The organism is Candidatus Hydrogenedentota bacterium (assembly GCA_012730045.1).
Classification (GTDB): domain Bacteria; phylum Hydrogenedentota; class Hydrogenedentia; order Hydrogenedentales; family CAITNO01; genus JAAYBR01.
The window spans coordinates 18,030-29,115 of the sequence record JAAYBR010000080.1; the positions used below are offsets into that span (position 1 = coordinate 18,030).

The 11,086-nt window shown below is 67.1% G+C and carries 13 protein-coding genes; all 13 read right to left on the reverse strand.

Annotated features, from left to right (window positions below):
- Positions 1 to 255 precede the first annotated feature (255 nt).
- Positions 256 to 2,268, reverse strand: a complete 2,013-nt coding sequence (locus GXY15_07960; protein ID NLV41149.1) for a hypothetical protein — start codon at positions 2,266 to 2,268, stop codon at positions 256 to 258.
- Positions 2,269 to 2,293: 25 nt separating this feature from the next.
- Positions 2,294 to 3,130 (reverse strand): ABC transporter permease, encoded by an 837-nt coding sequence (locus GXY15_07965; GenBank protein NLV41150.1) that lies wholly within the window; start codon positions 3,128 to 3,130, stop codon positions 2,294 to 2,296.
- 2 nt (positions 3,131 to 3,132) lie between these two features.
- Positions 3,133 to 4,191: an ABC transporter ATP-binding protein gene (locus tag GXY15_07970; protein ID NLV41151.1), complete on the reverse strand. Its 1,059-nt coding sequence runs from the start codon at positions 4,189 to 4,191 to the stop codon at positions 3,133 to 3,135.
- A complete protein-coding gene (locus GXY15_07975; protein NLV41152.1) occupies positions 4,188 to 4,892 on the reverse strand; it encodes a CPBP family intramembrane metalloprotease in 705 nt (234 codons plus the stop codon). Before GXY15_07975 ends, GXY15_07970 begins: the two co-directional genes overlap by 4 nt.
- Positions 4,889 to 5,518: a GNAT family N-acetyltransferase gene (locus tag GXY15_07980; protein ID NLV41153.1), complete on the reverse strand. Its 630-nt coding sequence runs from the start codon at positions 5,516 to 5,518 to the stop codon at positions 4,889 to 4,891. Before GXY15_07980 ends, GXY15_07975 begins: the two co-directional genes overlap by 4 nt.
- Positions 5,502 to 6,071: a GNAT family N-acetyltransferase gene (locus GXY15_07985; protein ID NLV41154.1), complete on the reverse strand. Its 570-nt coding sequence runs from the start codon at positions 6,069 to 6,071 to the stop codon at positions 5,502 to 5,504. The genes GXY15_07980 and GXY15_07985 overlap by 17 nt, the downstream gene beginning before the upstream one ends.
- A 344-nt stretch (positions 6,072 to 6,415) precedes the next feature.
- Positions 6,416 to 6,586, reverse strand: a complete 171-nt coding sequence (locus tag GXY15_07990) for a hypothetical protein (GenBank protein NLV41155.1) — start codon at positions 6,584 to 6,586, stop codon at positions 6,416 to 6,418.
- A gap of 43 nt (positions 6,587 to 6,629) precedes the next feature.
- A complete protein-coding gene (locus GXY15_07995; protein NLV41156.1) occupies positions 6,630 to 6,857 on the reverse strand; it encodes a hypothetical protein in 228 nt (75 codons plus the stop codon).
- 21 nt (positions 6,858 to 6,878) lie between these two features.
- On the reverse strand, positions 6,879 to 7,043 hold the full coding sequence (locus GXY15_08000; protein ID NLV41157.1) for a hypothetical protein: 165 nt from the start codon (positions 7,041 to 7,043) through the stop codon (positions 6,879 to 6,881).
- A gap of 18 nt (positions 7,044 to 7,061) precedes the next feature.
- Positions 7,062 to 7,214 (reverse strand): hypothetical protein, encoded by a 153-nt coding sequence (locus GXY15_08005; protein ID NLV41158.1) that lies wholly within the window; start codon positions 7,212 to 7,214, stop codon positions 7,062 to 7,064.
- A gap of 96 nt (positions 7,215 to 7,310) precedes the next feature.
- A complete protein-coding gene (locus GXY15_08010) occupies positions 7,311 to 7,457 on the reverse strand; it encodes a hypothetical protein (protein NLV41159.1) in 147 nt (48 codons plus the stop codon).
- 139 nt (positions 7,458 to 7,596) lie between these two features.
- Positions 7,597 to 9,117 (reverse strand): glutamate synthase subunit beta, encoded by a 1,521-nt coding sequence (locus GXY15_08015; protein ID NLV41160.1) that lies wholly within the window; start codon positions 9,115 to 9,117, stop codon positions 7,597 to 7,599.
- Positions 9,118 to 9,121: 4 nt separating this feature from the next.
- Positions 9,122 to 11,086, reverse strand: a 1,965-nt coding sequence (locus tag GXY15_08020; protein ID NLV41161.1) for a glutamate synthase subunit alpha, incomplete at its 5' end; no start/stop codon positions are given.

Below are 11,086 nucleotides of genomic sequence, written 5' to 3' on the forward strand. Positions count from 1 at the left end.
TTCCAACCTGCGGCGCACCCGGTGTCGGGGAAGTTTTCGGGGGCTTTTCAGGGTCCACCCCCTCTAGTGTGCGGGAAATCGAAAAAAAAGTCAACTATTTACCGCCGAAATTTCGCCGGTTTGCCGAAAAAAAGTAGCCCCGCCACAAGCCGGAGCCCCTGCCACGATCGGCGAATACCCGGAAACACGCGGGGGCAGGCGCAACGGCGCACCGCTCAGGCCGGTCCTCCCAGAACCGCCGGGTTTGTCAAGAGATTATTGCGGGGCCGGGTCGGAACCGGACTCCCGGCAAAATAACTGCACATCGTGATACGCGGCCTTAAAAAACAGCGCCCCGCGCAATACGCCCGCCGGAGCATAGCCCGCTGCCGTCAGGCAGACCGCCAGCCCCTCTTCCTCGGGCGCTGCGGGGGCAAAAACCCGCTTCAGGCCCGTGGTGGCCAGCGCCTGGTCGGTGAACTCGCGCAGGGCGGCCTGCAGCGCCCCGGAACCGTAGTCCTCCCCGCGGCGCATGTACAGCCACAGCCACCCGGTGCCGGGGGGCATGCCGGGCCCCATGCGCACCAGCCCCATGGGCCGCCCCCCCCGTCCGGTGACCAGGAGCTCCTGAAACCCCGGGGAGGGGTGCAGGGCGTCCATCTCCCGGTCATACTGCGCGCCGAGCAGGGTGCCCTGTTCGGTGAAGGTGAAATAGGAGGCATGATTCCAATTTTCCCAGCGCACGAGCAGCGGGGCGTCCGCCTCCTCCAAAGGCCGCATGCCCACCCGTTGGCGGAGGGCTTTGGCCAGGGCCAGCAGTGAGGGCTTTCCTTTGCGTGAAACGGTGTCAAAAACGCGGGTGAAGTTCACCCCGGCCCCGGAAATCCGGCTGAAGGCGGCGATGGCCCCCTCGATCCAGCCGCACCAGCCGGCGCACCAGGCCGGATCAGGCGTCCGGAAGTCTCCCGTGCGGGCGGCATGAACGGCGGCGCTTCCGCCGCCGCAGAGCCCCGCCGCCCAACAGCGCAGACACGGGGAGGTGGTCAGCGCGCCAACATCCTCAAACCGCCGCAGCAGGGCATCCCCGTCCGGGGGAACTCCCAGCCTGCCGACACAAAACTCCCGGCGGTCCAGGAAGCCCGGCCCCGGAAACACCTCTCCCCTTCCATTGACGGCGAGGGCGTTGGCCCCGGAGGGGTCACGCCGGAACTGGGGCGTTCCGTGGAATATCTGGAGAAACAGGGTCGCGAAGGGCTCCGCGCGAAACATCCGCCCCTTGAGCAGGGCTTCGGCGTAGTCGTCGGCGTTGGACTTGAGGCTGCGGCCGACTTCCACCGGGTCCAGCCCGGGCGCGGTGACAAAGGCCGGCTCCAGGTCCAGCTCGATGCCCTGGAATCCCAGTTTCTCCAGCGCGAGGACCGCCCCGTCGAAGGGCGCCCTGGCCGGAATCATGGAAATCCGCCCCTCGAACACGCCGTCCAACGATGCGAATGTCTTCGACACCTGGTCGAGCCGGCCGAGTTTTCCGTCGGCCAGGCTGCGCCACACATCCTCCCCCGCTGCCGCCAGCTTTTCCGGCGTCAGCACGAACCAGGCGGTGTATCCGTGCCCCCGGAGCACTTCCGGAGCGGCGTCCGCAGCGGCGGCGGGGAGGCGCAGGCCCACGAAAACCGTCAGCGTTTTACCGGCCCACCCGGCAAGCGTGCGGAGTTCCTGAAGGACACCGTTCCATTCCCGCCGGAAGTCCGCGCCCCGGAAAGGTTCCGCATCCTCCAGAAGCACGCGGAGCTGCATCTCCCGCTGGGGTCCCGAACGAGCGAGCAGGAGACGTCCCGCCCCGGCAACAAGTGCCGGCAGGGGATTTGTCCGCCCGGCGCACACGGTTTCGGCGGCGGTGTCGGCCCGCGAAAGCCACCGGCGCCACCCGGTCCCGGCGGCGGAGGCCGCCCTCCCCCCTTCCCCGGGCGCTTCGTCCTCTCCGGTCTGCGCCGCCACCGTCATCTCCCGGAGGCCGCGCTCCGCCTCATACCGGCGGACCAGCGCCTCCTGCTTCGGCGTTTGCAGGATGGACCGGGTCGCTCTCAGCCACTCCAGCTCGCCAATGACCTCCTCCAGCTCCTGGCGGGGAAAGCGGTCCTGGAGCAGGTGGAGAATGCGGTTGACCGGCTCTTCGGGGTAGTGTTCCAGCACAGCCGCGGAGATTTCATCGCACTCGAAGCAGAAACAGGTCTCCGGATCCAGCGCGTAGCGCCGGCCGTCGCACTCGAAGCGATGCAGTTTCTGCGGCATGGCAGGGCTGTTCCCCGTTGTCCGGTCAATAAGCGCCCAGGGTCCCCTTGGACCGGCTCCAGTTCTCCATCACCTTGAAGACCGTCATCCCGATGGCGGTCCAGGCGACACAGCTGACAAGCAGCCAGTAGAAACTCTGGTGCTGGAAGACGCTGGCGGGCTCCCCGGCGGCGTTCAGCTGCCCCTTGATCAGGACATGCTTGAGACAGATGGCGGCGTCGGTGACGGGAAGCACATGGATGCTGAGGCGGACGGGCCACGGCTGCTGGAGCAGTTCCTCGCGGGCGAACACCGCCAGCCCGAAGAGGGCCATGCGGATGAGAATCGCCACCTGGCCCACCTGCTTGAACACGAGCACGAGCCCCCCCACCATGAAGCCGAAACCCAGCAGGTTGAAGAAGGTCAGCGCCAGCAGCACCATGACGGGCAGGGTGTCCCAGTGCAGACTGCCGCCGACGGAAAAGGAAACCAGGTAGACCATGACGCCCGAGGAGATGATGGTGGAGACGGAGGCGACCAGCACCTGGGCGAGGAAGTTGGCGATCAGCCCGTGGGGGCTCATGCAGAGCTGCTCCAGCACGCCGCTGGTGGCCATCCCCTGAAGCCCCTGGGTGAACATGCCGACCACGCTGAAGGCGTACATGCCGATGATGAACCCGAGGACGAAGTTGGTCGCGGCGGCGGGGTCGCTGAACTTGCTGAGCCCCTGCTCCACCTCGGGCCGGCTGTAGATGAACCCCGCCACCAGCACCATGAGCATGCCGTAGCCGATGACCATGCCGGTGATCGTGCGGAACCAGTACCGGCGCATGACAATGAACACGCGCACCAGCTCGGCCTTCATGACCAGAAAGAAACCCATCTCTACTCCTGTTCCGGATGTTCCGGCACGGGGTCGTCCTCCGCGGCGAGCGGCTGCCCCGTGATCCGCAGAAAGACGCTCTCCAGGTTTTGCTGGCGCTGCTGGACCGCGAGCACCCGGCGTCCCTGCGCCTCCAGCGCGCGTGTGACGGCGTAGAAGCCCGCCGACCGCTCCGCCTCGTCCATCGCCAGGGAGAGCACCAGCGAGGTTTCCCCGTTGCCGGACTCCTCCTCCGCCGAGAGCACCCCGGGCAGGGCCGACAGAGCCTCCAGCCCGGCCGCGGCGTCGAGTTTGAAGACAAGCACATGCTCCGAGAACAGCTCCAGCAGCTCGGACATGGGCTTGCACGCGACGAGCCGGCCCTTGTTGATGATGCCGACGCGGTCGCAAAGCTCCTGCGCCACATGCATGTCGTGGGTCGTCACGAGGACGGAGCGGCCCTGGCCATGGGTCATCTCGATGATGCGGTCCTTGATGGCGCGGCTGCTCTGCACGTCGAGCCCCGTGGTCGGCTCGTCCAGCAGGAGCACCCGGGGGTCGGCGATGAGGGCGATGCAGATGGCGAGCTTCTGCTTCTGCCCGCGCGACAGCCTGCGCACCTGGGTGTTCTTCTTGTCCTGAAGGCCGATGAAGTCGAGCAGGTCGTGGGCGCGGTCGTGGAGAACCGAGCCCCGGACATTCTTCAGGTTGCCGTAGTACATCAGATTCTCGAGGGGGGTCAGGGGCCACAGGCTCGTGCGCGTGCCCTCCAGTACCACCCCCACCTGGCGGAGAATCTGCTTTCTTTTCCGCTCCACGTCCAGCCCGGCCACAAAAACCTGGCCCGCGTCCGGCTTGACCAGCCCGGAGATCATCTTGACCGTGGTGGTCTTGCCCGCGCCGTTGGGGCCCAGGAGCCCGAAAATCTCGCCGGGCTGTATCTCAAAAGAGACGTCCATCGCGGCGTCCACGAGGTTCCGCTTGTACAGCCTGCGCCGGCGCGTCTCCTCGTCCAGCGCGAGCACATGGCGGGTGACGAACTGCTTGCGGACATTGCGCATTTCCACCAGCGGGTCGGTCATGGGGTCTCCAGCGGTTTTCCTGAGAGGGACAGGTCCAGCGCCCGGCGCGCCGACTCCTCGTCGCCCGTCCGCTCCAGCAGCTCGCGGTACTCAAGACAGGCGCTTTCCATGTTGCGCACGGTGTGAACAACAATAACAACGGCGAGGCTGCCCGTCACATGGTACAGCAGGCCGAGGGTCAGGGCAAACAGCAGGAACTCCGCCGACTCGCGCCGGCTGTTCCGGTAGAAATGGTCGTGCACCAGGGAAAACAGCAGGGCGGCCGCAGGCACTGCGGTCCAGTGGCCGCCGGGCAGCCCGGCCAGCAGGGGCTGGGCCGCGCCCCGGTAGATGAGCTCTTCCGTGAGGGAGATGCCGAGAAACCGGGCCAGCACGGTGGGATGGCCGGCGGTGAAACGCGCCAGGCCGGACAGGTCGAGGAAATGCGCCCAGGCGTCGCGGGGCACCCCGTGCGTGAAGACCACCGAAAGGGCGAAAAGCGCGTGGCCAACCGCAAGGCCGAGCAGCCACGCCGGAGGGAAAACCAGCGCGCGGGTAAGCAGGCCCTCCCGGGCGGCATAGACACACGCCATCACGGCGAGGGGGGTCTGAAACAGGGCGGCGACCGGGTCCAGACGCCCGCCGCCGCGCCGCAGCAAACCAACGATGAGCATGGTCCACAAGACATAGCCCCCGAGCAGGATCAGAAAGGCCGTTGTCACGCCTTCGGCTCCTCGTCGTCCGCGGGCAGGGATTTCACCATTTCCTCCAGCGAGGCGCTCTCCACCAGACGGCTCCTCACCCTGCGCGCCTCGTCAAACTCCTCCCGGAGCACCCCGTAGCCGTAGACATCGTGGAGCACCCCGTCGCGCAGCACCTGCCGGCGCAGCACGAGTTCCCGCTTTGCTCCGGACATCTCGAAAATGCGCCAGGAGGCGGTGTTAAACGCATAGATGAAGGCCCCGACCCGGTGCAGGTTGAGCTCGTCGAAGGCGTACTCCAGCGCCCGCAGCACAGCCACCGCCGTGACCATCCGGTTGCGCAGGTGCGTCCGGCCGATGTAGATGTCGAGGGAGCAGGAGCGGTTGCGCCAGCTGATGTTCTGAAGCGCCACAAGGCCGACGGGCCCCAGCGACGGCGAATCAATCATGAGCTGCACCCCGCCGGGCATGGTCTGGCCGGGGGCGCGGCCGAGCATGGAGACGATGCGCTCCCGGATCTGCCGGGGCGACTGCGCGGGGTCCCCGTAGAGGAAATACTGGAAGTCCGGCTCGGACATCCAGCCGACCACCGTGTCCAGGTCGTCGCGCTCCGCCCGGCGGATGACGGCGTCAGTCTTGAAGGGCATGGCATCCCCCCGTGTGGTTGTCCGGAGCTTCCGCAGCCTCCCGGAAACAGGTCCAAGTCTGGACGTCGTGCCAGACACCCCGCGCGTGCACGGCCTGGCGCTGGGCCCCCTCGCACGCGAACCCCGCCCGCGCGAGCAGCGCCCCGAGGCCGGTTTCGCCGTCCAGGACCAGGATGGTCACCTTGGCGAGGTGAAGGCGGTTGAAGGCCTGCCCCAGAACAAACTGGACCGCCTCTTCGCCTCCCGCGCCGGCCTCCATCTCCGGGGACAGAAAAAGGAAGAACACCTCGGCAAACAGGGATTCCTGGTTCACCCCGCGCAGGCCGCAGAACCCGCAAACCCTTCCCTCCAGGTCCTCCACGGCGTAGAACAGCCCGCGCGCGGTCTCCTTCGACCCAAGCAGCTCCTCCAACTCTTCCCGCGTCGGCTGCACGGGCTCCTTCCGGACGTCGAGCAGGGAGGCCCTCAGCGCGGATCCCAAGTACGCCGCGCGGAGAAACCGCGCGTCGTCCCGTTCTGCCGTCCTGATGACCGTATGCTGTCCGACGATCATGGCCATTCCCCGCAAAGGCGGACCCCGGGCACAAGGCGCCGCGTCATGTCAAAAAGAGGGACCGGGAAACGCGCAAGACGCAACCCGGCCCGCAAGCTTGTGTGTCCGTTCCGAAACGCTCAGATGGCGTATTCGTTCTTCTTCTCGTACCGGAAATCCATCCAGGCACGCCAGACCGAGTTGAAAAAGTTCGTGAAGGCGTCGGCGCGGCGTGTGCTGATCGGCTTCAGGTGCTTCATGCTACGTTGTCTCCCTGGGTTGTCAACAATTTCCCGGCCCCATTAAAGCACATTCCCCCCGCGCATGCAAGCATTTTTCGGGACTTTTTTCGCCCCGGGAAACGGTCACCGCGAAGAGGAGTCCTCATCGTCATCCGGGATCGTGACGGGGTTCTGCGGGTTCTTGTTCTGAACCAGCGGAATCACCGCCTCAAAGATGTCTATCAGGAAGGCAAGCACCACATCCGCCGTGATGGCCGCCCGCTGCGGGCGCGTGATCAAGCGCAACCGTTTCACAGATTCTTCTCCCGGCGTCCTCAGGAACGCCCGTCAGTCCCCCTTAAACCGTCTCCCCGCCGCCGGTGCCGCCGGTGGTGTCAACGGCCCCCTCGTCGGCGGCCGTGACCGTCTTGGCGTTAACGAAGGGCAGGACCAGGGGCACAAACACGTCCGTCAGGAACGCCAGGACAAAACAGAAGCGGGCCTGCAAATCGCCGACCACATTGTCGCACAGCCCCTGACTCTGGGCCTGGGCGGGTATCCGCGTGATTCTCAGCGTGTGTCGCATGGATTGCCTGTCTCCTTCCTGTTAGCCGCTGCTCTGACCGGTGCCTTCCTTGGCCAGGACAAAGGGCGTCGCAATATTCAGCAAGCGCATCAGGAGCGCCATCACCTGGCCGACGCTGATGTCATCATCGGCGGCCCGCGCTGGCATCCCGGAAAGGCGGCGCAAATGGTTTCTGTTCCTGGACATCCGATTTCCCGAACGCCGTCAGGCGTCAATGATCTCGCTGGCCGCCTCTTTTTCCACCCAGAAGGTCGCGATGACCGTCAGTATCTGGCTCACCGCCATCAGGATGCTGCCGGGCGTCACGGCCGACGCGGCCCGGGCCACGGGCCGGGTGACAACTGTCAGGTGCTTCATGACCCTGTCTCCTTGGTTAACCGTAATACACGAACGCGGGGAAAAGGTTTCATCCCCGTAACGCCGCGGAGGGGGAAGGCGATGACCCGCAGGGGCCTAATCCTCCTCCTGAGCCTCTTTCTGGCTGAAGAAATCGGCAAACACGGAGAAAAGCTGGCTGATCAGCCGAAAAATGCCGCCCGTGCTGTAGTCCGCCGCCCGAACGGGCTTTCGGGTAACCGGGCGCAGGTGCTTCGAGTTCATGCGGTGTCTCCCTCACGGCAATGATGTACAGACCGAACAACCTGCCCGGCCCAGGACAAAGAATAGCAGATTCCGCAAAAAAAGACCACCATTTCCGGTGAATGGCACCGCAGAGCACCCAACACCAACGCCAGCGCGGTCAGGACTGCGCGGGGGCCAGCCGGACCTCCTCATACCCCTGGCAGTCCCGCGCGGCAAGATGGGTGCGGCCTGTCAGGTGGAGGTCCATGGCCCGTGCGGCCTCGCGGCCCTCATAAATGGCCCAGACCACGAGCGACTGGCCGCGGCGCGCGTCGCCCGCGGCGAAGACCCCCGGCACACCGGTGGCGTAGGCGCTGTCGGCCTTGATGCCGAGACCGAAACGGTTCTTCTCCATCTCGACCTTGAGGTCCGCCGCGAAGGCGTCGGCCTCGGGCTGGACAAAGCCCATGGCCAGCAGCACCAGGTCGCACTCAATCCGCATCTCGGAGCCGGGAATTTCGGTCATGGTCCGGCGGCCGGAGGCGTCCGGCTCGCTCCACTCCACCCGGACCGCGTTCAGCGCGCGGACATTGCCCTGCTCGTCGCCCTCGAAGGACCTGGTGTTAATGCACCATTCCCGGCAGTCTCCGCCGGGCGCCTCCTTGTGGCTGGAGGAGGTGCGCAGCACGAAGTCCCACTCGGGCCACAGGTTGCGGGCTGAGCGGGCCTCCGGCGGCTTGGGGAAGAGTTCAATGTTGAGGATGGAGGCGCAACCCTGCCGCAGCGAGGTGCCGACGCAGTCGGAGCCCGTGTCGCCGCCGCCGATCACCACCACCTTCTTGCCTGTGGCCACGATGTCCCCACCCTCCACGGTCTTGCGGAGCACGCGCCGGGTCTGCTGGGTGAGGAAATCCACGGCGGGCACGATGCCCTTGAGCCCGCTTCCGGGCACGTCGGCCTCGCGGAAAAGGCGCGGCTTGGTGGAGCCGAGCGCCAGGAGGACGGCGTCGTACTCCGCCAGGTCCTTCGCGGGCACATCGCGGCCGACCTCGACGCCGCAGCGGAACTCCACGCCCTCGGCGCGCATCTGCTCCACCCGGCGGCGGACCACCGACTTGTCCAGCTTGAAGTTGGGGATGCCGTAGAGGAGCAGGCCGCCCGGCTCGTCCGCGCGCTCATACACGACCACGGTGTGGCCCGCGCGGTTGAGCTGCTGGGCGGCGGCCAGGCCGGCGGGGCCCGCCCCGACGACGGCCACCCGTTTCCCCGTGCGGGCCGCCGGGGGCTGCGGAGTGATCCAGCCGCTCTCCCAGCCGCGTTCGGCGATCTCGCGCTCGATCATCTCGATGGTCACGGGCGGGTCAATGATGCCCAGCACGCACGCGCTCTCGCAGGGTGCCGGGCATATCCGTCCGGTGAACTCGGGGAAGTTGTTGGTGGCGTGGAGGATTTCGAGGGCCTCCCGCCACATGTCGTCCTTCACCAGGTCGTTGAAGTCGGGAATCTGGTTTCCCAGGGGGCACCCGCTGTGGCAGAAGGGCACGCCGCAGTTCATGCAGCGGTAGCCCTGCCGCTTGAGGCGCTCGGGGGGCAGGGACCCGGCGAACTCGTTGTAGTGTTGCACCCGCTCCCCTGCCGGGACCGGCTCGGGAAGTTCGCGGGAGAAGGTCATGAACCCTTTGGATTTTTCCGGCAGCATGGTGTTATTCCTGTTCCTCTTTTTCCATGAGCACCTGCGCGTAGCCCTTCGGCATGACGCGCACAAACCGGGAGGTCTCCTCCTCCCAGTTCTCGAGTATCCGCCGGGCCACCTCGCTGCCCGTGAGCCGGAAATGCGGCTCCAGCAGGCTGCGGAGCTGCGCCCGGCTCCTGTCGCTGAGCGGCTTGATCTCCACCATCCCCAGGTTGCAGTGGACGGGGAAGGCGCCCCCGGGGTCGTACACGTAGGCGATGCCGCCGCTCATGCCCGCGCCGAAGTTGCGGCCCGTGGGGCCGAGAATGGCGACGCGGCCGCCGGTCATGTACTCGCAGCAGTGGTCGCCCACGCCCTCGACCACCGCCCACGCGCCGCTGTTGCGCACGCAGAAGCGCTCGCCCGCCAGGCCGCGGAAGTAGGCGCGGCCGCCCGTGGCGCCGTAGAGCGCCACGTTGCCGACCACGATGTTGTCCTCGGGCACGATGGGGCAGTCCGCCGGCGGCCGCACGATGATCGTGCCGCCCGAGAGGCCCTTGCCGCAGTAGTCGTTCGCCTCGCCGGTGACGTCGAGCGTCACGCCCGCGATGGCGAAGGCGCCGAAGCTCTGGCCCGCCACACCCGCGCAGCGGAGCACCACCGTGTCGTCCGGCAGGGTGCCGGTGTACATGCCCAGCTTGTGGCGGCGCGTCAGCTCGCTGGAGAGCATGGTGCCGACGGTCCGGTGCGTGTTCTCGATCTCCACGTCAATCGTGACGGGCTCACGCCGCTCCAGCGCGGGGGCGGCCCGCTCCATGAGCTCCCAGTCCAGCGCGCCGTCCAGCCCGTGGTCCTGGGCCACCGTGCAGTGGCGGGTCTGGCCCTCCCACGGCTCGGCGCAGACCAGCACGCGCGAGAAGTCCAGGGTGCGCGCCTTCCAGTGTTCGGGCATCGGGTCGAACTCCAGCATGTCGGCCCGGCCCACCATCTCGTTCAGGGTGCGGAAACCGAGTTCGGCCATGATCTTCCGGCACTCCTCGGCGACGAAGAAGAAGTAGCGCACCACATGCTCCGGCTTGCCGGAGAACTTCCTGCGCAGCTCGGGGTCCTGCGTGGCCACGCCGACGGGGCAGGTGTTCAGGTGGCACTTGCGCATCATGATGCAGCCGCTGGCGATGAGCGGCGCCGTGGCGAAGCCGAACTCCTCCGCGCCGAGGAGCGCGGCGACGGCCACGTCGCGGCCGGTCTTCATCTGGCCGTCCACCTGAACTCGGATGCGCTCGCGCAGGCCGTTGCCCACCAGCGCCTGGTGCGTCTCGGGCAGGCCCAGCTCCCACGGGAGCCCGGCGTATTTGATGGAGCTGAGGGGCGACGCGCCCGTGCCGCCGTCGTGGCCGCTGATGAGCACGAGGTCGCTCTTGCCCTTGGCCACGCCCGCCGCGATAGTGCCCACGCCCACCTCGGACACGAGCTTGACGGAAACCGCCGCGTTCACGTTGCTGTTCTTCAGGTCGTAGATGAGCTGGGCCAGGTCCTCGATGGAGTAGATGTCGTGGTGCGGGGGCGGGCTGATCAGGCCGACCCCGGGCGTCGAGTGCCGGGTGGCGGCGATCCACGGGTACACCTTGTGACCGGGGAGCTGGCCGCCCTCACCCGGCTTGGCGCCCTGGGCCATCTTGATCTGGAGGTCGTCGGCGTTGGTCAGGTACTCGGCGGTCACCCCGAACCGGCCGGACGCGACCTGCTTGATCGCCGACCGCCGGCGCGCGTCGTACAGCCGATCGGGATCCTCGCCGCCCTCCCCCGTGTTCGACTTGGCGCCGAGCGAGTTCATCGCGATCGCCAGCGTCTCGTGGGCCTCGGCCGAGATCGACCCGTACGACATCGCTCCGGTCGAGAACCGCTTGACGATCTCGGACACCGGCTCGACCTCGTCGATCGGGATCGGGCTGCGCCCGCTCCCGTCCGGGTCCCGGAACCGGAACAGCCCCCGCAG

Bases quoted from the DNA above. Each gene is read 5' to 3' on its own strand.
- GXY15_07980 (NLV41153.1), bottom strand. From the start codon at position 5,518: ATGCCCTTCAAGACTGACGCCGTCATCCGCCGGGCGGAGCGCGACGAC.
- GXY15_07960 (NLV41149.1), bottom strand. From the start codon at position 2,268: ATGCCGCAGAAACTGCATCGCTTCGAGTGCGACGGCCGGCGCTACGCG.
- GXY15_07965 (NLV41150.1), bottom strand. From the start codon at position 3,130: ATGGGTTTCTTTCTGGTCATGAAGGCCGAGCTGGTGCGCGTGTTCATT.
- GXY15_08000 (NLV41157.1), bottom strand. From the start codon at position 7,043: ATGTCCAGGAACAGAAACCATTTGCGCCGCCTTTCCGGGATGCCAGCG.
- GXY15_08010 (NLV41159.1), bottom strand. From the start codon at position 7,457: ATGAACTCGAAGCACCTGCGCCCGGTTACCCGAAAGCCCGTTCGGGCG.
- GXY15_08015 (NLV41160.1), bottom strand. From the start codon at position 9,117: ATGCTGCCGGAAAAATCCAAAGGGTTCATGACCTTCTCCCGCGAACTT.
- GXY15_07995 (NLV41156.1), bottom strand. From the start codon at position 6,857: ATGCGACACACGCTGAGAATCACGCGGATACCCGCCCAGGCCCAGAGT.
- GXY15_07985 (NLV41154.1), bottom strand. From the start codon at position 6,071: ATGATCGTCGGACAGCATACGGTCATCAGGACGGCAGAACGGGACGAC.
- GXY15_08005 (NLV41158.1), bottom strand. From the start codon at position 7,214: ATGAAGCACCTGACAGTTGTCACCCGGCCCGTGGCCCGGGCCGCGTCG.
- GXY15_07970 (NLV41151.1), bottom strand. From the start codon at position 4,191: ATGACCGACCCGCTGGTGGAAATGCGCAATGTCCGCAAGCAGTTCGTC.